Raw genomic sequence first — 18,404 nt, forward strand, 5'->3', positions numbered from 1 at the left:
TCAGACGCCTTGCTTGAGCGAGGCTTCGATGAACACGTCGAGGTCGCCGTCGAGCACCTTCTGTGTGGCCGAGACTTCGACGTTGGTGCGCAGGTCCTTGATGCGGCTGTTGTCCAGCACGTAGCTGCGGATCTGGTGGCCCCAGCCCACGTCGGTCTTGCTGTCCTCGAGCTTTTGCTGCTCTTCCTGGCGCTTGCGCATCTCGTGGTCGTACAGGCGCGAACGCAGGCGCTTCCACGCCACGTCGCGGTTGCTGTGCTGGCTGCGGCCGTCCTGGCACTGCACGACGATGCCGGTCGGGATGTGCGTCAGGCGCACGGCCGAGTCGGTCTTGTTGATGTGCTGGCCGCCGGCGCCCGAGGCGCGGAAGGTGTCGGTGCGCACGTCCGAAGGGTTGATCTCGATCTCGATCGAGTCGTCGATCTCGGGGTACACGAAGATCGATGCGAAGCTGGTGTGGCGCCCGCCCGACGAGTCGAACGGCGACTTGCGCACCAGGCGGTGCACGCCGGTCTCGGTGCGCAGCAGGCCGAAGGCGTAGTCGCCCTCGACCTTGATGGTCGCGCCCTTGATGCCGGCGGTGTCGCCGGGCGTTTCGTCTTCGATCTGCGTCTTGAAGCCCTTGCGCTCGGCGTACTTCAGGTACTGGCGCAGCAGCATGCTGGCCCAGTCGCAGGCCTCGGTGCCACCGGCGCCGGCCTGGATGTCGACGAAGGCGTTCAGCGGGTCGGCCGGGTTGTTGAACATCCGGCGGAACTCGAGCTGCTTGATGTCGGCTTCGAGCGTGGCGGCGTCATCGGCAATGGCCTGCAGGCCGTCCATGTCGCCGTCTTCCTTCGACATTTCGAAGAGTTCGGTGTTGTCCGAGAGCCCGTTGGTGAGCCGGTCGAGCGTGACGACCACGTCGTCGAGCGACTTCTTTTCCTTGCCCAGTTCCTGGGCCTTCTTCGGGTCGTTCCAGACGTTCGGGTCTTCGAGCGATGCGTTGACTGTCCTCAGTCGTTCAGCTTTGGCATCGTAGTCAAAGATACCTCCGTAAATCGACCGTACGGACGCTCAGGTCCGCGAGCATTGCGCCGATTTGGTTGATCTGTTCTGCGTCCATGGGGTGTCCTGACTGTGTGAGGTTGGTGTTCGGGGGAACCCGTCATTTTCTCACGGTCCGCCAACCCGCCAGGCAGCGCCCCTGTATTGCGCCTTCCCTCTCGGGGGGAAGGCGCGGGCACCGGAATCAGAACGCCGGAATCAGCGACCCCTTGAACTGCGTCTCGATGAAGCTGCGCACCTCCGGCGACTGGTAGGCCGCCACGAGGCGCTTGGCCCAGGGCTTGTCCTTGTCGGCGCGGCGCACGGCGATCAGGTTGGCGTAGGGGCTCTGGGCCGATTCCTTGATGACGGCGTCCTTGCCGAACGACAGGCCGGCCTTCTCGGCGTAGTCGTTGTTGATGGCCGAAATGGCCAGGTCGTCGAGCGAGCGCGGCAGCTGGGCGGCGTCCAGCGACACCAGCTTGAGCTTCTTGGGGTTGGTCACCACGTCCAGCGGCGTGGCGTTGTTGTTCTTCACGGCCTCGGGCTTGAGGGTGATGAGCTTGGCCTGTTGCAGCAGCAGCAGGGCGCGGTTGCCGTTCGAGGGGTCGTTCTGGATGCCGACCGAGGCGCCGTCGGCCAGCTGGTCGATCGACTTGATCTTGCGCGAGTAGAAGCCCAGCGGCGCGGTGATGGTCAGGCCCACGGGCACGAGGTCGAAGCCGCGCGCCTTGATCTGGTTGTCCAGGAAGGGCTGGTGCTGGAAGGCGTTGGCGTCGAGGTCGCCGGCGGCCAGCGCCGCGTTGGGCAGCTGGTAGTCGTTGAACACCACGACCTGGACGGTCAGGCCGTCCTTGGCGGCCACCTTCTTGACCACCTCGAACACCTGCTCGGCGCTGCCGACGGAAATGCCGACCTTGACGGTGTTCTTGTTGTCCTGCGCAAAGGCGGCGTTGCCAGCGAAAAGGGCGGTGGCGAGGGTGGCGAGGGTGGCGAGCGTGAGGCCGCGGCGGCGGAAAGTGGAATGCATGGTGGCGCGAAATCGAAGAAATGAAGGCGCCGAATGTGGCATTGCCGCCGCGGATCGGGAACGAACCAATCCTCATATCGATATGGCGTCCACTCGCTTCATGTGGTCTTTCTTATTTGATTTTTCATATAAGCACGAGCCGATTTGTTCGTTCCCTTTCGGTCTCTTTCTTTACATACTCGGCACCTTTTTGCGAACCTGCGCGATCGCGCCCTTGAGGCCTGCGCCTTCTTTCATGACCTTCCCTTCGCCTGATGCGGCACGCGGCAACGCGGCGCCGGTCATCCGTCTTCAATCGGTGCAGAAGTCGTTTGCCTTGCCCAGCGGCGAGGTGTTCGACGCCGTGCAATCGCTCTCGCTCGAGATCCAGCAGGGCGACGTGTTCGGCCTCATCGGCAAGAGCGGCGCCGGCAAGTCGACCTTGCTGCGCCTCATCAACCTGCTGGAGCGGCCCGACGCGGGCCGGGTGTTCGTCGGCGGGCGCGACCTCACGACGCTCTCGCGCCGCGAGCTGCGCGACACGCGCCAGAACATCGGCATGATCTTCCAGCAGTTCAACCTGCTGCAGAACGCCACGGTGTTCGACAACGTGGCGTTCCCGCTGAAGATCCACGGTCGCCACTCCAAGGCCGAGATCAACGAGCGGGTGCGCGAGTGCCTCGACCTCGTGGGCCTGGCCGAAAAGATCGACACCTACCCGGCCCAGCTCTCGGGCGGCCAGAAGCAGCGCGTGGCCATCGCCCGCGCGCTGGCGCCGCGCCCGCAGGTGCTGCTGTGCGACGAGCCCACCTCGGCGCTCGACACCGAAACCACCCGCGCGCTGCTCGAGACGCTGCGCGACATCAACCAGAAGATCGGCGTGACCATCGTGATCGTCACGCACGAGCTCTCGGTGGTCGAGGTGCTGTGCCGCAACGTGGCCATCCTCGAAAAGGGCCGCCTCATCGAGCAGTTCGCCGTCGATGCACCGAGCGAAGAGCGCAAGACCGCGCTGGGCCGCGAGATCGACGAACTGGTGCGCCGCCGCGAACGCGAGGCGCGCGAACCCGTGGCGCCGCGCGTGGCGACCGCACAGCGCAACGCGCAGGAGCTGGCCTATGTTTGAGAACATCACCCCCATCCTTCCCGAGCTGTGGACGGCCACGGGCCAGACCTTTTTGATGCTGGCCATCGGCCTGTCGGCGGCGGTGCTCATCGGTGGGCCGCTGGGCATCCTGCTGTTCCTGCTGGGCCCGGGCCAGTCGCTCGAGAACAAGCCGGCGTTCCACGTCCTCAACTGGATCGTGAACACGGTGCGTTCCTTCCCGTTCATCATCCTGCTGGTGGCGCTGGTGCCGTTCACGCGGATCATCGCGGGCACCTCCATCGGCCCGCTGGCGGCCGCGGTGCCGCTGTCGTTCGCGGCCATTCCGTACTTCGCGCGGCTGGTCGACCAGTGCCTGCGCGAGGTGCCGCGCGGCGTGATCGAGGCGGCGCATGCCATGGGCGCCTCGGAGCTGCAGATCGTCTGGCGCGTGCTGGTGGTCGAGGCGCGCTCGGGCCTGGTGCTCGCGCTCACCGTGCTGGCCGTGAGCTTCCTGTCGTACTCGGCCATTGCCGGCGTGGTGGGCGGCGGCGGCATCGGCGACCTGGCGATCCGCTACGGCTACTACCGCTTCCAGACCGACGTGATGGTGCTCACCGTGGCGCTGCTCGTGGTGCTGGTGCAGATCCTGCAGTTCGTGGGCAACACCACGGCGCGCCGGCTCGACAAGCGTTGATTTCTCTTTCTTCCTTTCCTCTCTTCTTTCTGCTCATTCCATGAAAACCGCACTGCTGCGCCGTTCCGTCCTCGCCGTTTCCCTCGTCGCGCTGTCGCTCGGCGGCCTCTCGCTGTCGGCGCAGGCGCAGGACGCCAAGAAGAACCTCGTGATCGGCGGCACCGCCGGCTCCAACGCCGACCAGCTCAAGGCCGGCATCATTCCGATCCTCGAGAAGAAGGGCTACAAGGTGAAGCTGGTCGAGTTCAACGACTACGTGCAGCCCAACCTCGCGCTGGCCCAGGGCTCGCTCGACGCCAATTTCTTCCAGCATCGGGTCTACCTGCAGAAGTTCTCGGCCGACCAGAAGCTGGACCTCGCCGAGCTGGTGCAGGGCCCGATCGCGCCCATGGGCGTGTACTCGACCAAGCGCAAGACGCTGGCCGACGTGAAGGAAGGCGACCGCGTGACGCTGCCGAACGACCCGAGCAACCTGGCGCGCGCGCTGGTGCTGCTGGAGCAGAACAAGCTGGTCACGATCAAGGCCGGCATCGATCCGCTGCGCGCGTCCGAGAAGGACGTGGCCGAGAACCCGAAGAAGCTCAAGTTCATTCCGCTCGAGGCCGCGCAGCTGCCGCGTTCGCTGGGCGACACCGAGTACGCCATCGTCAACGGCAACTTCGCGATCTCGTCGGGCCTGAAGCTCACCGAGGCCGTGGTGCTCGAGAAGACGCCCGACTACTACCTGAATGTGGTCGCCGTGAAGAGCGCCGACAAGAACGCCGCTTGGGCCAAGGACATCGCCGACGCCTACCGCTCGAAGGAATTCAAGACGGTGGTCGACAGCAAGTTCCAGGGCTACGCCAAGCCCAGCTTCCTGCAGTAATCCACCACGCTTCAGCGAAGGACGCCCCATGCCCGTGCTCGCCGTATTCGATGGCCAGGCCAATTGGCGCGACACGCACGTGTGCGACGGCTGGATCAGCGACCACCTCGCGCGCCACGGCGTGCGCTGGGGGCGCGGCGAGGCCGACGGCCAGCGCGTGCTCGACAGCGCGGGGCTGTTCTACCTGCCGACGGCGCAGGGGTATCTGGGGCTGTTGGTCGAAGGCGGGGAATGGGTCGCCATTCCCGCCGATGCGCCGCATTTCTTCGATGCGGGCGAGGCCGCTTCGCTCGACGGGCTGCCTGCCGCGTTGCCGCGCTTCGAGGCCTTTGTCGAAGAGGTGCTCGCGATGACGGGCAACGACGCCAGCGACGAGTAAGTCAGCGACGGGCCTGCGCGGCCCGTCGCATCCCCGGCGTCGGTCAGGCCGGCGCCGTCGTCGGGCTCGGGCGCGCCGAATGCGACGGCCCTTGCGTGTAGCGGTCCATCGCCAATCCATCTGTGCGGATCTCCGGCCGCTGGCCCGTCACCAGGTCCGAGATCAGCTTGCCCGAGCCGCAGGCCATGGTCCAGCCCAGCGTGCCGTGGCCGGTGTTCAGGAACAGGTTCGGGTAGCGCGTGGCGCCGACGATGGGCGTGCTGTCGGGCGTCATCGGGCGCAGGCCGGTCCAGAAGCTGGCGTTGGGCAGGTCGCCGCCCGGGAACAGGTCGCTCACCACTTTCTCGAGCGTGGCGCGGCGCGCCGGGTTCAGGCGCAGGTCGAAGCCGCCGAGCTCGGCCATGCCGCCCACGCGGATGCGGTTGTCGAAGCGCGTGACGGCCACCTTGTAGGTTTCGTCGAGCACGGTCGATTGCGGCGCGAGCGATTCGTCGAGCAGCGGCACCGTGAGCGAGTAGCCCTTGACCGGGTACACGGGGATGTCGAGGCCCAGCGAGGCGATGGCGGCGCGCGAGTAGCTGCCGAAGGCCATCACGTAGCGGTCGGCCGTGAGGATCTTGCCGGCGCGCGTGCGCACGCCGGTGATGCGGCCGCCGTCGGTCTCGAGGCCGTCGATGGTCTGGCCGAAGCGGAAGTCCACGCCCAGGCCGCGCGCGATCTCGGCGAGGCCGCGTGTGAACAGGTGGCAGTCGCCGGTTTCGTCGTTGGGCAGGCGCAGGCCGCCCGTGAGGCACTCGCGCGCGCCGGCCAGGCCGGGTTCGACGCGCGCCAGGGCATCGCGGTCGAGCAGTTCATAGGGCACGCCGCATTCCTCGAGCACGGCGATGTCGCGCTGCACCGCGTCGAGCTGCGCCTGCGTGCGAAAGAGTTGCAGCGTGCCGCCGGTGCGGTGCTCGTACTGCAGGCCGGTGTCGGCGCGCAGCTGCTGCAGGCAGCCGCGGCTGTATTCGGCCACGCGCATCATGCGTTCCTTGTTGACCGCGTAGCGCTCGGGCGAGCAGTTGCGCAGCATGGCGGCCATCCAGCGCAGCTGGAACAGCGTGCCGTCAGGGCGTATCGACAGCGGCGCGTGCTTCTGGAACATCCACTTGATCGCCTTCAGCGGAATGCCGGGCGCGGCCCACGGCGTCGAGTAGCCAGGCGACACCTGGCCGGCGTTGCCGAAGCTCGTTTCCTCGGCCGGGCCGGCCTGCCGGTCGAGCAAGGTGACTTCGGCGCCGGAGCGCGCGAGGTAGTACGCCGTGGTGGTGCCGATCACGCCGCCGCCGAGAACGATGACTTTCATGGTGTATCCGCTGATCTGAATGGAATGATGTGAATCTAAAGTGCACAATGCAGTGGATTCCATTGTTTTTAGGTCTTTGGCCGTGAAAATCGCTGCCGAAAACCGTCCAAGGCCCCGCGCGGAGTGAAATGCCCGAACTCGACCGAATCGACCGCAAGATCCTCGACCTGCTGCAGCGCCAGGGCCGCATTTCCATGACCGAACTGGCCGAGCGCATCGGCCTGTCGGCCTCGCCCTGCGCCGAGCGCGTCAAGCGCATGGAGCGCGACGGGGTCATCACCGGCTACCACGCGCACGTGTCGCCCGAGGCGCTGGGCAAGACGCTGCTGGTGTTCGTGGAGATCAAGCTCTCGGCCAAGTCGGGCGACGTGTTCGACAAGGTGAAGCAGGAGCTGCTGCACATGCCCGAGGTGCTCGAATGCCACCTGGTGTCGGGCAGCTTCGACTACCTCGTGAAGGCGCGCCTGAGCGGCATGAGCGAGTACCGGCACCTGCTGGGCGACATCCTGAAGAAGCTGCCGGTGGCGGCCGAGTCGCACAGCTACGTGGTGATGGAAGAGATCAAGGAAACGCTGATGCTGGCGGTGGACCGGTGAGCGCCACCGTCATCACCATCCGGCCCTGGCGCCTGGCCGACTTCGATGCGGTGAAGGCCATCCTCGACGACACCTTCGCGAGCACCTGGCTGCCGCAGCTCACGCCCGAGGCCGCGAAGGCCTATGCCGACAGCGGCGAGCCCGTGGGCTACATCGACGAGAGCGGCCCGGCCTTCTTCGTGGCGGAACTCGAGGGCGAGGTGGTCGGCATGGTGCACTGGGAACACGACTTCGTGCAGGCCCTGCACGTGCCCGCCGCGCACCAGCGCAAGGGCATCGCCCGTGCGCTCATGGCCTTTGCCGAAGCCGGCATGCGCGCCGACGGCGTGGCGCAGGCGCGGCTGGAGACCGACACCTTCAACACGCAGAGCCAGGGCCTGTATGGCGCGCTCGGCTACCGCGAGGCCGGCCGCTACCCCGACCTCGAATGGCACAGCGGATTCACGACCATCCTGTATGTGAAAGACTTGGCCTGAGCTTTCTTTCCCCCCTTCAAGGACATCGGCATGACCCTCTCGATCCGCCGCGACGGCACCACCGGCACGCGCCACATCCTCAAGATCCGTAACCACGAGATCCCCGTCGATGCCTCGCCCGCGGGCGGTGGCAGCGACGGCGGTGCCGAGCCGCACGACCTGTACGACGCGTCGCTGGCGGCCTGCAAGGCGCTCACGGTGCTGCTCTATGCGCGCCGCAAGGGCATTCCGGTGGAAGACATCGAGGTCGTGGTCGACCGCGACGACAGCGAGGAACGCAAGGGCATCTACCGCCTGAAGTCGGGTCTGCGTTTGACCGGTGACCTGACCGAGGCGCAGCGCGACGAGCTGCTGCGCGTGGCCGGCAAGTGCCCCGTGCACAAGCTGATGACCGAAGTGAAAACAGAAATCGAAACCGGCTGGGCCGACTGAAGGCGCAATAAACCTACTGCGCGTCCCGATCTCGCATCTGCGGTCCTCACCGTACGGGAGTACGGTTCCGGTCCTCGACGCGACCTCGGGGCGCTCGCTACGGTTTCTTCGCGCCTTCAGAGGCGCCGGTCTTACTTCGCCGCTTCGGCCTGCTTGCGCGCCGCCGCCACGCGCTTGGCATAGCGGTCGCCCCAATCGGCCAGCGGCCCCAGCGCCGCATTGAGCGTGGCGCCGAGCGAGGTCTCGGAATACTCGACGCGCGGCGGCACTTCGTGGAACACCTCGCGGTGCACGAGGCCGTCGGTTTCCATCTCGCGCAGCTGCTGGATCAGCATCTTCTCGCTGACCTCGGGCAGCAGCCGCTTCAGCTCGCCGAAGCGGTAGGGCTGCAGGTGCAGCTCCCACAGGATGACGGCTTTCCACTTGCCGCCGATGACCTCGAACGCGGGGCTGATGCCGCAGTTGTAGGGCTTCTTCGCTGCCATCTCTTGCTCCTTGCGATTCCAATACTTCCCATTTGGTAGGTACCTTACTTTATCGTAGGTACTTGACCATGTGGAAGTGTAATTTCTACCATGCAGGCGTCATCAACCACCACTGCATCGGATTGCCATGAGCAACACCAACAAGGAAGTTTCGGTTCTGGGCCTGGGCGCCATGGGCGTCGTCATCGCGCGGCTCTTTCTCGACCAGGGCTACAAGGTCACGCTGTGGAACCGCACGGCCGACAAGGCCGACGCGCTGGTCGCCCGTGGCGCCGTGCTGGCGCGCAGCGCGGCCGAGGCCTTGCGCGCGAGCCGCATGGCCGTGATGTGCGTGTACGACTACCGCGCCGCCGACGCGATCTTCGCGATGGACGGCGTGGCCGCCGCCATGGACGGCCGCCTGCTCGCGCAGCTCACCACCGGCAGCCCGAAGGACGCGCGCGAGGCCGAGGCCTGGGCGCACCGCCACGGCGCTGCGTACCTTGAAGGCGCGATCCAGGCTGCACCGGACCAGATGGGCCGGCCCGACACGCCGCTGCTGGTGTCGGGTGCGCAAGCCGTGTTCGCCGAGGCCGAGCCCTTGCTGAAGGTGCTGGCCGGCGGCATCGTCTACCTCGGCGAGAAGGCCAGCGCCGCCGCGGCCATGGACCTGGCCACGCTGTCCAGCATCTACGGCACGATGCTCGGCTTCCTGCACGGCGCGCGCATCGCCGAGCACGAAGGCTTCGACGTGGCCGAGTACGGCCGCATCGTGGCCGGCATCATGCCGACCTTCGCGGGCTTTCTCCAGCACGAGGGCGCGGTGATCCAGTCGGGCGACTTCGCGATCACGCAGAGCCCGATGCGCATCTCGGTCGAGGCCACGCAGCGCATCCTGCAGACCGCGCAGGAGGCGAGCATCAACACCGAGTTCCCGGCCTTTGCCGCGGACCTGTTCCAGCGCGCCGATGCGGCGGGGCTCGGCGGCGAGGAACTGGCGGCGCTGATCAAGCTGCTGCGGAAATAGACGTCAGGCCCAGCGCATCGACTGGATCGCGCGCACCACCTCGGCCTCGCGTTCCATGAAGAAGTCGGTGTGGTTGCAGTGGTCCAGCGTGAGCCGGTGCGAGGTCTGCAGCGCGGTGGCCAGGCGGTCGGCGTCGGCGCGGCGCACGCGGCGGAAGATGCGCAGGAAGTCGGCGGCGTCCTGGCCGGTTTGCGCGTCCAGCGGTCGTTCGAGCCAGGGGAACAGGTCGCGCTGGTCGAACGGCAGCGCGGTCACCACCAGCGCCGGCGCGCGCACCGGGCGGTAGTCGGGCGAGAAGCGGTGGGCCGCGGTGTCCATCGCGGTTTCCACGGCGTCGGGCGTGTTGGGGCGCACGCTGCCGTCGGCCAGCGCGTCGAGCGCGTCGCGCAGGTTGGCTTCGAGCGCCGGCCACCAGTTCTTCGACTTGCGCCGCAGGTACGCGATGGCCGCCTTCATCGAGCGGCCGTCCTCGGGCGTGGGTGCGGGCTCGTCGAGCCGGCGGTTCATCGGCGGGTCTTCGCCGCCGGTGTCGGCGTCCTTCGTGTAGTCGAAGGTGGTATCGAGGTACACCAGGCCGCGCACCCGCTCGGGAAAGCGGCCTGCGAAGCGCGTGAGTTCGTTGCCGGCGATCGAATGGCCGCCGAGCACCACGCGCGTGAGGCCGAGCGCGTCGCACAGCGCGGCCAGGTCGTCGACCAGCGTGTCGACCTCGTAGTGCTGCGTGGCGCTCTTCACCGGCAGCGGCTTGTCCGACAGGCCGTAGCCGCGCCGGCTCACGGCGAGCACGCGCGAGGCGGCGCCGGCCGCGACCAGCGCGGGCGCCAGGCTGTCGAAGCAGCGCGCGTTGCCGCCGAGGCCGGCGAGCAGCACGAGCACGGGGCCGCCGTCGTCGCTGCGCTGCCAGTCGCGCACCTGCAGCGAGACGTCGGGCGTGGTCGACACTTTCACGCGGCGGTCGGTGGCCGCCACGGGAAGGTCGTTGCCGATGGGGGCAGTGCCGGCGTTGCCGCCGCCACCACCGCCGCCGCAAGCGGCCAGTCCGGCCGCGCTGCCCAGGAGCACGGCGCGCAGCAGGTCGCGGCGCTGGAAGTGAAGCGGGTTCGCCCAGTGCGGGCGAACCGTGGAAAGGCAGGGGCGAGGCACGTCGATGCTCCAGGCAGGAGAAGAAAGTAAGAGCCTTGCAGTGTGGGCACGCCGCCTGAAGAAGCCCTGCAGCCTTCATGAAGGCTTCCTGAAGCGCAGCGACGGGGTGTGGCAGATACTTCGGCCACTTCCCGGAACCGGGCTTGTTCGCTTGGAATCCTTCCCATGAATCTTTTGCTTGTTGAGGACGATCTTGATCTTGGCAATGGCGTGCGCATTGCGCTCGCCAACCAGGGCCTGGACGTGGTGTGGGTCCGCCGGCTCGACGACGCCTTGCGCACCCTCGACAACGGCGCCTTCGACATGGTGCTGCTCGACCTGGGCCTGCCCGACGGCGACGGGCTCGACCTGCTGCTGCGCCTGCGCCGCACCCGCCAGATCCTGCCGGTGCTGGTGCTGAGCGCGCGCGACGCGCTCAACGACCGCCTGCGCAGCCTGGACGACGGCGCCGACGACTACCTCGTGAAGCCCTTTGCACTGGCCGAGCTGCTGTCGCGCGTGCGGGCTCTGGCGCGCCGCAGCTACGGCTTCAACGACGAGACCATCCGCATGCGCGGCCTGGCGCTGCACGAGCCCACGCGCGGCGTGATCGTCGACGGCGAGCCGGTGGAGCTGTCGCGCTGCGAGTTCGACCTGCTGGCGCTGTTGCTCAAGCGCACCGGCCGCGTGGTCACGCGCCGCGTGATGGAAGAGCAGGTGCTGCCCGGCGGCCAGGCCAACGGCAGCAACTCGCTCGAGGTGCACATCTCCAACCTGCGCAAGAAGATCGGGCAGGGCTACATCCGCACGGTGCGCGGCATCGGCTATGTGATCGACACCCAGTCGCTGGTGCGGAGCCCGTCGAAATGATGCGCCAGCTGGCGCGCGGCTGGAAGAATTGGAACCAGCCGTCCCTGATGCGCCGCCTGCTGGTGGCGCAGATGGCCGTGGTCGCGCTGCTGTGGACCTCGGCCGTGGGGCTGCTGCTGTACGACTCGTACAAGGACCCGGGGCTGCTCCGGTTCACCAGCATCTTCAAGGCGGCGATCTCCATTGCGCAGAAGCTGGAGGACCAACCCGAGCGGCAACGAGAGGCGCTCGAGGCCTTCGACGCCGCGCTCATCGAGGCGCTCAGCGACGGCGACGAAACCAACGAAGCCCTGGCGGTCATGCAGGTGTGGCAGCGCGGCAAGCTGATCTACAACTCGCGCGCCGGTGTGCCCGTGCTGCTGAACTCGGTGCCCGACCGCAACGAGACCGTGGTCGCGGGCGGCCGCGAGTGGCGCGCGCGCACGATGGCCTCGCCCATCGCCGACACCCGCGTGGTGCTGGCCGAGCCCAGCGTGTGGCGGCTGGCCGTCACCGTGCTGTCGCGCGGCTACTACCTGCTGCCGCTGGTGATCAGCCTGCCGTTCCTGGTCTTTCCCGCCTGGCTGTCGGTGCGGCTGGCGCTGCGTCCGTGGCGCCAGGTGAGCCGCGAGACCGCCGAACGCGGGCCCGACGACCTGACGCCGCTGTCGTATACGCCGCCGCACAAGGAGCTCAAGCCGATGGTGCAGAGCATCAACAGCCTGCTGCTGCGGGTGCGCGACAGCACCACGCGCGAGCGCAGCCTGATCGCCGACGCGGCGCACGAGCTGCGCACGCCGCTGGCGGCCATGCGCGTGAACGTCGAGGCGCTGAAGGAGCAGAGCAGCGACGAGGGCCAGCGCGAACTCATGGCCAACCTGCTGCGCAGCAACGACCGCGCGGCGCGGCTGGTGGGGCAGCTGCTGCAACTCATGCGCAGCGACGCGGTGGCCACCAACGCGCTGCCCGTGATGCTGTCGCTCGATGGGCTGGTGCAGGACCGGCTGGCCATGATCGAGGGCCTGGCGCGTGCGCGCGGCGTGGAGCTCGAACTGGTGTGCGACGACGCCGTGCCGGTGCTCGGCGAGCGCGAGAGCCTGGTCTCGATGATCGACAACCTGATCGACAACGCGATCAAGTACAGCCCCTGCGGCGCCACCGTGACGGTGCACGTGGCGCGCGAGGGCGCGCGGGCGCTGCTGACCGTGGCCGACACGGGCCCGGGCATTCCGCCCGCGCTGCGCGAGCGCGTGTTCGACCGCTTCTTCCGCAACCCCGACCAGACGCAAAGCGGCAGCGGGCTGGGCCTGGCCATCGTCAAGTCGGTGGTCGACCGGCACGGCGGCGATGCGGTGCTGGGCGAGGCCCCGGGCGGCGGCCTGCTGGCCACGGTGCGGCTGCCGCTGGCGCAGGCCGACGTGCCGCAGCCTTTGCTCGTCGGCGCCTGAGCCCGGGGGAAAAGGCCCCGGCCGGGCCTGTTCCGGGGCAAGGATTTACACTAGCCGGCTCCCCCGGCGCTCGTCTACAGGACACTTTCACCAATGAAGTGGGTCATTCTTGCCATCTTCGTGCTCAGCGCACTCTACGTTCACTTCCGTGGCCAGGTCCGGCACAAGTTCTTCAGACAGCTCTCTGATCACTCGACCTTCCTGGCGCCGCTGAACGTCTTCATGTACCTTTTCTCGAAGGTGCCCGGTACGCCGTACCTGTCGCCCGCGCAGTTCCCCGAGATGCGCATCCTCGAGGAAAACTGGGAAGTGATCCGCGAAGAAGCGCTGGCCATGCGCAACGGCGGCAGCATCAAGGCCTCGAGCCAGTTCAACGACGTGGGCTTCAACTCCTTCTTCAAGAGCGGCTGGAAGCGCTTCTACCTGAAGTGGTACGACGAGGCGCACCCCTCGGCCGCGGTGCTGTGCCCGCGCACCACTGAGTTGCTCAAAGGCATCGGCACCATCAAGGCCGCGATGTTCGCCGAGCTGCCCCCGGGCAGCCGCCTCGTGCGCCACCGCGATCCGTTCGCCGGTTCGCTGCGCTACCACCTGGGCCTGTGGACGCCGGGCGTCGAAGGCTGCTACATCGACGTCGACGGCCAGCGCTACCACTGGCGCGACGGCGAGGCCGTGGTGTTCGACGAGACCTACATCCACTACGCAGAGAACACCACCGACCACGACCGCGTGATCCTGTTCTGCGACATCGAGCGTCCGCTGAAGTACCGCTGGGCCAGCGCCGTGAACCGCTGGTTCGCCAAGAACCTGCTGGCCGCCGCCGCCTCGCCCAACGACGCGGGCGACAAGACGGGCGGCCTGAACCGCGCCTTCAAGTACATCTACCAGATCCGCGTGGTCGGCAAGCGCCTGAAGGCCTGGGACAAGCGCGCGTACTACCTCGTGAAGTGGACGATCTTCGGCGGCCTCGCCCTCTGGATCTTCTGGTAACCGACGGCGCTCACGCCTCGGCCAGCACGAGTCGAGCACGCGGCGCGCGACGCCAGCACACCAGGCCCGCCAGCAGCACACCGCCGAGCACGTCGAGCAGCACGTGCTGGCGCGTGGCCAGCGTCGAATAGACGATCCCCACGGCCCACAGCACGTTCACCCATTGCGTCCACGCGGGCGCCTGCACGCTGCGCAGTTGTCGGCCGAGCCACACCGCCGCGAACACGGCGAAGGCCACATGCAGCGACGGGAAGGCATTGCCGCCCGCATCGGCGCTCTTGAGGAACTGCAGCGCCGGGTACTGCGACCAGTCGATCGCGAAGCTCGGCACCACCGTCGGAAAGCACCAGAACACCGCCAGGCCGATGGCCGCCATGAGCGCGGCCCCGCGCGCGCAGGCCCACAGCTCGGCCTTGTTCTGCGTGAAGGCCGGTGCGAGCGAGATGTAGAACCACAGCGAGCTGTACAGCAGCATCGCGTCGTCGCTCACGTCCACCCAGTGGTCGATGGGGGTGAGCGGCATCACCGTGGGCACCGAGGGCGGGTGGTGCATCACCCAGAAGTACAGGACGAAGAAGCCCGAGATGCCGAGCGTGGTGCCGATCATCTTCACGACCCACAGCGTGGCGAAGCGCTGCCCCAGCGCCAGGTGCCAGGGCGTGACGGGGAGGGCGGCGGGGTTCGGGCGGGAGGGCAGCGTCACCGGTGCGCTTTCAGGAGAGGGAAGCGCCACAGCGTAGGCGCATGCATTGCGTGAACATTGCGTTACCTCATGTGGGGCTCTCTAGAATCACCCGCCTGTCCGGTCTCTCCCCATCCCCCCCATGAGAATCCTGCTTGTCGAAGACGAAGCCGACCTGGCGCAGGCGCTCGCGTCGGCGCTGCGCCAGAACCAGGCGGTGGTCGATGTGGCGAGCTCGCTGCGCGCGGCCGAGGAGGCCGCGCTCGGCGCGCCCTACGACGTGGTCGTGCTCGACCGCGGCCTGCCCGACGGCGACGGCCTCTCGCTCGTCGCGTTCCTCGCGCAGAACGACATTGCCTGCGCCGTGCTCGTGCTCACCGCCATGACCGACGTGGCCGAGCGCGTGTTGAGCCTGGATGGCGGCGCCGACGACTACCTGGCCAAGCCCTTCTCGATGGACGAGCTGCTGGCCCGCGTGCGCGCACTGGCACGCCGCCCCGCGGTGCGCGCCAACTTCATCATGACGCTCGGGCAGCTGCGCTTCGACCACCACACGCGCCAGGCCCATGTGGGCGAGGCCTGCCTCACGCTGCCCCGGCGTGAGCTGCTGGTGCTCGAGACGCTGCTCGAGCACCGCGGCCGCACCGTGCTGCGCGAGGCGCTGCAAGACCGCGTGTACGGCCACAAGGACGACATCCAGTCGAACGCGCTCGACACGCACGTCTCGCGCCTGCGCTCCAAGCTCGACAAGGCGGGCGCGCAGGTCGAGATTCATGCGATCCGTGGGGTGGGCTATCTCATGTGCGCGCCGCAGTCGGCATGAGCGCAGCGCCGGGCCGCCCCAAGCAAGCTCGCGCCGCAGTGCGAAGCACGAAGGCATACCCATGAGCCTCAGTCTGCTTTCGCTGCGCTGGCGGCTGATCTGGAGCCTGATCCTCTTGCAGGTGGTGGTGGGCCTGCTGGTGATGGGCGGCTTCCTCGGGCTGGCGTGGGCGTTGGGCCGCGTGGTCGACGAGACCGGCCACGAGACGGTGGCCTCCATCCAGCGCGCCTTGATGCGCGGCGCCGATGGCCAGCTGGTGGTCGAGCCCACGAGCGCGCTGCGGCGGCTGCAGAAGGCCGACCCGCAGTTCTGGTTCATCGTGCGCGACCCGAACGGCGTGCAGCTGCGCCACGGCGAGGTGCCGCCCACCTACCTGCGGCTGCTCGATGCGCTCGACGACACCGAGCGCGTGGCCATCGACCCCGAGAGCGACGGCACCCGCCCCAAGGCCCGCTTCGAGCGCATCGAATCGCGCGCCGGCCCGGTGGCCGTGATGGCGCAGACCGGCGGTCCGCTCACGGTGGAGAACACGCTCAAGGGCACCGGCATCGCCTTCCTGTTCCTGGTGGCGCCGATGGCGCTCGTCACCTGCCTGGGCGTGATCCTGGCGACGCCGTTCGTGGTCAAGCGCGGCCTGAAGGGCGTGGTGGCCACGGCGGAGCATGCCGAGGGCATCGACGTGCACGAGCGCACCACGCGCCTGCCACTGGCCAACGTGGCCAGCGAGATCCGTCCGCTGGTCAACGCGGTCAACCGCGCCTTCGACCGGCTCAACGAGGGCTACGACCGGCAGGAGCGCTTCCTGGCCGATGCCGCGCACGAGCTGCGCACGCCGATCACCACGCTGCAGATCCATCTCGAAGGCCTGCCCAACGACCCGCTGAAGATGAAGCTCATGCAGGCCTCGGCGCGGCTGGCCACGCTGGCCGAGCAGCTGCTCGACCTGCAGCGCCTGGACCACGGCCTGTCGCTGGACCAGCAGGTGGAGCTGAAGTCGCTGTGCGAGCGCGTGGCGGCCGACATCGCGCCGCTTGCCATCCGCAGCCGCTGCACGCTGTCGGTCGATGCGCCGCAGCCGCTCACGGTGCGCGGCGATGCGCCTTCGCTCGAGCGCGCGCTCACCAACCTGATCCAGAACGCCATCGAGCACGGCGGGCCGGGCTGCGACATCCAGGTGCGGCTGTGCGAGCCCTCGTGCATCGAGGTGCGCGACTCGGGCCCGGGCATCCCCGAGGCCGACCGCGAGCGCGTGGTGGCGCCGTTCCACCGGCTCGTGCCGCGCGGGCGCGGCGCCGGGCTGGGCCTGCACCTCGTGGCCGAGGTGGCGCGGCTGCATCGCGGCCAGCTGAGCATCGGATCGAGCGAATCGGGCGGCGCGAAGATGCGGCTCGAACTGATGAACCTCGAGGCCTGAAGAAGACCCGCCCACCATGAACGCCATCGACCGGCTGCCCGAACCCACGAACCTCGCCGGCGCACAGGCGCTGATCGCGCGCGTGCAGGCGATGCTCGATGCCGAAGGCGTGGCGATGCGCGCGCCGCCGCCGGAGCCCACCACCTGCTGCGGGCGCGGCTGCAATGGGTGCGTGTGGGAAGGGTGGCTGGCGGCGGTGGCCTATTGGCGGGATGAGGCGTCGCTGCTGCTGGGTTAGTAGATGCGGGGCCGCAGCACCTTGATCGTTTCTGCACCCGCCAGATGGTCGACAAAAAGATGCTCTGCGAAAAGGTAGCGCCCCACCACGCTGCGCAGATCAGGTGACTCGTACACCGTCACCGTCTCATGGCGCTCGGTGTACATCAGCTGGAAGGCCGGGCCTTCGTTCAGCATGTAGAAGCAGCCATCGCTGCTGATTCGCCCGGTCCTGATCTTGCCTTCGTACCAGCGAGCGGCCATCGCGTGGTCGACCAGCGCGTCGGCGTCGATGGTGAATACCGCTCGGCACTCGTCGGGCGTGAAGTCATCACGCAGGGCTGTGCCGTCTTCGCCGTTGTAGGCCTTGTGGATCAGGTCCAACGCTGTGTTGAGCAGCAGGGCGTCGAGTTGCGCTTGGCGGTCCGGGGGCTGCACCATCTGGTAAGGGACGATCAACGGAGGCGTGGCAAGGCTGGCGATGTGGAAAGGCTCGACACCCGTTTCCAGGCTGGTGGAAAGCTTCAGATACCAACGCTCCTGTGCTGCGCGCGGTGTCCTGCGAGTGGCTGTCACGCTGCCGGCATAGTGCACGCGGCGTTCGCCTGTACCGGTGGGCGTCGATGGAGCAGCTTCGGCACTGCCCGTGCCCCAGAACTGATCCCTCAACGACCAATCACCGTCCGCCGGATCGTTCAGGGTCTGGACGATGAGGTCCGCGAGGATCTGCGGCGGTGCCTGCGCGGGCTGGCCATCGACGGACACCGGCACCATGGCATCGACCCGAAACGCCATCGGCTCGCCGAGGCGAAAGCTTTCACCACGATCGACGTGAATCGCTTCCAGTGCCCGGCGCCGTGGTGGCGGCACGGTGCGTCGCACAAGGGTGTAGGCGGCCACGAGCGTCAGCACAGTGAAGATCGGAAACACCGGCAGCCCCACCAGCAGCCACAGCAGGTTCCAACCTCCATTCAACGACCAGCGCAGTGCGTTGAAACCGAAGGCGGCAAAGAAGGCCAGCACCGCCAGCGCGACCAGCGAACCCAGCCAGTCGGTGATGCTGGTTCGTGAAGGGGCATCTGAAGGCGGCGGCGCCGGAGACGCCCACGCCGTGTCATGCCGCTGCACGATGCGCGGCAGGCCGATCACGCGCGGGTCGGGCAGCGGTGTCCAGAAGCTGTCGTCCTGGGCGGCCAGCGCGATCGTGCGGATGCCATCGCGGTGTTCAAGCTGCAGCGCGGCCTGCGTGACGCCGTCCTGCGCCGCGTCTTCAAAGCTCAGAGGACGCGCATCGGGCACGCGGTGGTAGCGGCGCTTCTCGACATCGACGATCAATGCGTCTTCACCCGCTGATGCCGCGTGAAAGCGCTCGTCAGAAGACGCAAGGCCTTCCGATATCGGCAGCGCCAGGACCCGCGCAAGGACGTCGAGGTAGGAGTGAGGGCGAGACATGCGTCCGA

21 protein-coding genes are annotated in these 18,404 nt (G+C 67.9%); 14 read left to right on the plus strand and 7 right to left on the minus strand.

Annotated elements, in window-relative coordinates:
- Positions 1-1,105, minus strand: a protein-coding gene (gene prfB, locus AC07OX_RS18595; RefSeq protein ID WP_108137465.1) for a peptide chain release factor 2 whose coding sequence is annotated in 2 segments (ribosomal slippage) — positions 1-1,023 and positions 1,025-1,105 — 1,104 coding nt in all. Because the reading frame shifts where the segments join, the coding sequence is not laid out codon by codon here.
- 126 nt (positions 1,106-1,231) lie between these two features.
- Complete coding sequence (locus AC07OX_RS18600; RefSeq protein ID WP_493193492.1) at positions 1,232-2,056, minus strand: MetQ/NlpA family ABC transporter substrate-binding protein; 825 nt, start codon at positions 2,054-2,056, stop codon at positions 1,232-1,234.
- A gap of 235 nt (positions 2,057-2,291) precedes the next feature.
- Between AC07OX_RS18600 and AC07OX_RS18605 the strand changes: the two genes are divergently transcribed.
- From AC07OX_RS18605 to AC07OX_RS18620, 4 genes are read left to right on the plus strand one after another with little or no spacing between them, the layout of a single operon-like run.
- Entirely contained in the window at positions 2,292-3,161 is an 870-nt protein-coding gene (locus tag AC07OX_RS18605) for a methionine ABC transporter ATP-binding protein (protein ID WP_070062373.1), read from the plus strand.
- Positions 3,154-3,816, plus strand: a complete 663-nt coding sequence (locus tag AC07OX_RS18610; RefSeq protein ID WP_492728203.1) for a methionine ABC transporter permease — start codon at positions 3,154-3,156, stop codon at positions 3,814-3,816. Before AC07OX_RS18605 ends, AC07OX_RS18610 begins: the two co-directional genes overlap by 8 nt.
- A 40-nt stretch (positions 3,817-3,856) precedes the next feature.
- Positions 3,857-4,681, plus strand: a complete 825-nt coding sequence (locus tag AC07OX_RS18615; RefSeq protein ID WP_070062374.1) for a MetQ/NlpA family ABC transporter substrate-binding protein — start codon at positions 3,857-3,859, stop codon at positions 4,679-4,681.
- 28 nt (positions 4,682-4,709) lie between these two features.
- Entirely contained in the window at positions 4,710-5,060 is a 351-nt protein-coding gene (locus tag AC07OX_RS18620; RefSeq protein ID WP_369646171.1) for a hypothetical protein, read from the plus strand.
- Positions 5,061-5,103: 43 nt separating this feature from the next.
- Here the strand turns inward: AC07OX_RS18620 and AC07OX_RS18625 are convergent, their stop codons facing one another.
- Positions 5,104-6,405 (minus strand): D-amino acid dehydrogenase, encoded by a 1,302-nt coding sequence (locus tag AC07OX_RS18625; RefSeq protein ID WP_495260923.1) that lies wholly within the window; start codon positions 6,403-6,405, stop codon positions 5,104-5,106.
- A gap of 128 nt (positions 6,406-6,533) precedes the next feature.
- Between AC07OX_RS18625 and AC07OX_RS18630 the strand changes: the two genes are divergently transcribed.
- From AC07OX_RS18630 to AC07OX_RS18640, 3 genes are read left to right on the plus strand one after another with little or no spacing between them, the layout of a single operon-like run.
- On the plus strand, positions 6,534-7,001 hold the full coding sequence (locus AC07OX_RS18630) for an Lrp/AsnC ligand binding domain-containing protein (protein WP_062473326.1): 468 nt from the start codon (positions 6,534-6,536) through the stop codon (positions 6,999-7,001).
- Positions 6,998-7,477: a GNAT family N-acetyltransferase gene (locus AC07OX_RS18635; RefSeq protein ID WP_495260922.1), complete on the plus strand. Its 480-nt coding sequence runs from the start codon at positions 6,998-7,000 to the stop codon at positions 7,475-7,477. Before AC07OX_RS18630 ends, AC07OX_RS18635 begins: the two co-directional genes overlap by 4 nt.
- 30 nt (positions 7,478-7,507) lie before the next feature.
- On the plus strand, positions 7,508-7,909 hold the full coding sequence (locus tag AC07OX_RS18640) for an OsmC family protein (RefSeq protein WP_070062377.1): 402 nt from the start codon (positions 7,508-7,510) through the stop codon (positions 7,907-7,909).
- Between the two features lie 131 nt (positions 7,910-8,040).
- Here the strand turns inward: AC07OX_RS18640 and AC07OX_RS18645 are convergent, their stop codons facing one another.
- The gene (locus tag AC07OX_RS18645; protein WP_495260921.1) at positions 8,041-8,394 is read right to left on the minus strand and encodes a winged helix-turn-helix transcriptional regulator; all 354 of its coding nucleotides are present in this window, start codon (positions 8,392-8,394) and stop codon (positions 8,041-8,043) included.
- 127 nt (positions 8,395-8,521) lie between these two features.
- Between AC07OX_RS18645 and AC07OX_RS18650 the strand changes: the two genes are divergently transcribed.
- Entirely contained in the window at positions 8,522-9,400 is an 879-nt protein-coding gene (locus AC07OX_RS18650) for an NAD(P)-dependent oxidoreductase (RefSeq protein ID WP_495260920.1), read from the plus strand.
- A 3-nt stretch (positions 9,401-9,403) separates the two neighbouring features.
- Here the strand turns inward: AC07OX_RS18650 and AC07OX_RS18655 are convergent, their stop codons facing one another.
- Positions 9,404-10,543, minus strand: coding sequence for an alpha/beta hydrolase (locus AC07OX_RS18655; protein WP_495260919.1), 1,140 nt, complete (start codon positions 10,541-10,543; stop codon positions 9,404-9,406).
- Between the two features lie 165 nt (positions 10,544-10,708).
- Here AC07OX_RS18655 and AC07OX_RS18660 point away from each other — a divergent pair, with 165 nt between their 5' ends.
- The 3 genes from AC07OX_RS18660 to lpxO all read left to right on the plus strand — a co-directional run bounded on the left by AC07OX_RS18660 (position 10,709) and on the right by lpxO (position 13,809).
- The gene (locus AC07OX_RS18660) at positions 10,709-11,392 is read left to right on the plus strand and encodes a response regulator (RefSeq protein WP_062473337.1); all 684 of its coding nucleotides are present in this window, start codon (positions 10,709-10,711) and stop codon (positions 11,390-11,392) included.
- A complete protein-coding gene (locus tag AC07OX_RS18665; RefSeq protein WP_159275735.1) occupies positions 11,389-12,819 on the plus strand; it encodes a sensor histidine kinase in 1,431 nt (476 codons plus the stop codon). Before AC07OX_RS18660 ends, AC07OX_RS18665 begins: the two co-directional genes overlap by 4 nt.
- 93 nt (positions 12,820-12,912) lie before the next feature.
- Complete coding sequence (gene lpxO, locus AC07OX_RS18670; protein ID WP_062473341.1) at positions 12,913-13,809, plus strand: lipid A hydroxylase LpxO; 897 nt, start codon at positions 12,913-12,915, stop codon at positions 13,807-13,809.
- A 10-nt stretch (positions 13,810-13,819) separates the two neighbouring features.
- On the opposite strand, the gene AC07OX_RS18675 is transcribed toward lpxO, so the two are convergent.
- A complete protein-coding gene (locus AC07OX_RS18675) occupies positions 13,820-14,512 on the minus strand; it encodes a phosphatase PAP2 family protein (RefSeq protein ID WP_495260918.1) in 693 nt (230 codons plus the stop codon).
- Between the two features lie 121 nt (positions 14,513-14,633).
- Between AC07OX_RS18675 and AC07OX_RS18680 the strand changes: the two genes are divergently transcribed.
- From AC07OX_RS18680 to AC07OX_RS18690, 3 genes are all read left to right on the plus strand, one after another.
- Positions 14,634-15,314 (plus strand): response regulator transcription factor, encoded by a 681-nt coding sequence (locus AC07OX_RS18680; protein ID WP_495260917.1) that lies wholly within the window; start codon positions 14,634-14,636, stop codon positions 15,312-15,314.
- A 61-nt stretch (positions 15,315-15,375) separates the two neighbouring features.
- Complete coding sequence (locus AC07OX_RS18685; protein ID WP_495260916.1) at positions 15,376-16,728, plus strand: sensor histidine kinase; 1,353 nt, start codon at positions 15,376-15,378, stop codon at positions 16,726-16,728.
- Between the two features lie 16 nt (positions 16,729-16,744).
- Positions 16,745-16,966 (plus strand): oxidoreductase-like domain-containing protein, encoded by a 222-nt coding sequence (locus tag AC07OX_RS18690; protein ID WP_062473346.1) that lies wholly within the window; start codon positions 16,745-16,747, stop codon positions 16,964-16,966.
- On the opposite strand, the gene AC07OX_RS18695 is transcribed toward AC07OX_RS18690, so the two are convergent.
- A complete protein-coding gene (locus AC07OX_RS18695; protein WP_495260915.1) occupies positions 16,963-18,396 on the minus strand; it encodes a hypothetical protein in 1,434 nt (477 codons plus the stop codon). The genes AC07OX_RS18690 and AC07OX_RS18695 overlap by 4 nt on opposite strands.
- Positions 18,397-18,404: the final 8 nt, after the last annotated feature.

The sequence above is a fragment of the Variovorax sp. GW821-FHT09D07 genome (assembly GCF_059416345.1).

What these genes read in the sequence shown, in the direction of transcription:
- AC07OX_RS18620 (WP_369646171.1), top strand. Translation starts at nt 4,710, where the DNA reads ATGCCCGTGCTCGCCGTATTCGATGGCCAGGCCAATTGGCGCGACACG.
- AC07OX_RS18625 (WP_495260923.1), bottom strand. Translation starts at nt 6,405, where the DNA reads ATGAAAGTCATCGTTCTCGGCGGCGGCGTGATCGGCACCACCACGGCG.
- AC07OX_RS18630 (WP_062473326.1), top strand. Translation starts at nt 6,534, where the DNA reads ATGCCCGAACTCGACCGAATCGACCGCAAGATCCTCGACCTGCTGCAG.
- AC07OX_RS18680 (WP_495260917.1), top strand. Translation starts at nt 14,634, where the DNA reads ATGAGAATCCTGCTTGTCGAAGACGAAGCCGACCTGGCGCAGGCGCTC.
- AC07OX_RS18640 (WP_070062377.1), top strand. Translation starts at nt 7,508, where the DNA reads ATGACCCTCTCGATCCGCCGCGACGGCACCACCGGCACGCGCCACATC.
- AC07OX_RS18605 (WP_070062373.1), top strand. Translation starts at nt 2,292, where the DNA reads ATGACCTTCCCTTCGCCTGATGCGGCACGCGGCAACGCGGCGCCGGTC.
- AC07OX_RS18600 (WP_493193492.1), bottom strand. Translation starts at nt 2,056, where the DNA reads ATGCATTCCACTTTCCGCCGCCGCGGCCTCACGCTCGCCACCCTCGCC.
- AC07OX_RS18690 (WP_062473346.1), top strand. Translation starts at nt 16,745, where the DNA reads ATGAACGCCATCGACCGGCTGCCCGAACCCACGAACCTCGCCGGCGCA.
- AC07OX_RS18695 (WP_495260915.1), bottom strand. Translation starts at nt 18,396, where the DNA reads ATGTCTCGCCCTCACTCCTACCTCGACGTCCTTGCGCGGGTCCTGGCG.
- AC07OX_RS18660 (WP_062473337.1), top strand. Translation starts at nt 10,709, where the DNA reads ATGAATCTTTTGCTTGTTGAGGACGATCTTGATCTTGGCAATGGCGTG.
- AC07OX_RS18650 (WP_495260920.1), top strand. Translation starts at nt 8,522, where the DNA reads ATGAGCAACACCAACAAGGAAGTTTCGGTTCTGGGCCTGGGCGCCATG.
- AC07OX_RS18685 (WP_495260916.1), top strand. Translation starts at nt 15,376, where the DNA reads ATGAGCCTCAGTCTGCTTTCGCTGCGCTGGCGGCTGATCTGGAGCCTG.
- AC07OX_RS18645 (WP_495260921.1), bottom strand. Translation starts at nt 8,394, where the DNA reads ATGGCAGCGAAGAAGCCCTACAACTGCGGCATCAGCCCCGCGTTCGAG.
- AC07OX_RS18665 (WP_159275735.1), top strand. Translation starts at nt 11,389, where the DNA reads ATGATGCGCCAGCTGGCGCGCGGCTGGAAGAATTGGAACCAGCCGTCC.
- AC07OX_RS18610 (WP_492728203.1), top strand. Translation starts at nt 3,154, where the DNA reads ATGTTTGAGAACATCACCCCCATCCTTCCCGAGCTGTGGACGGCCACG.
- lpxO (WP_062473341.1), top strand. Translation starts at nt 12,913, where the DNA reads ATGAAGTGGGTCATTCTTGCCATCTTCGTGCTCAGCGCACTCTACGTT.
- AC07OX_RS18615 (WP_070062374.1), top strand. Translation starts at nt 3,857, where the DNA reads ATGAAAACCGCACTGCTGCGCCGTTCCGTCCTCGCCGTTTCCCTCGTC.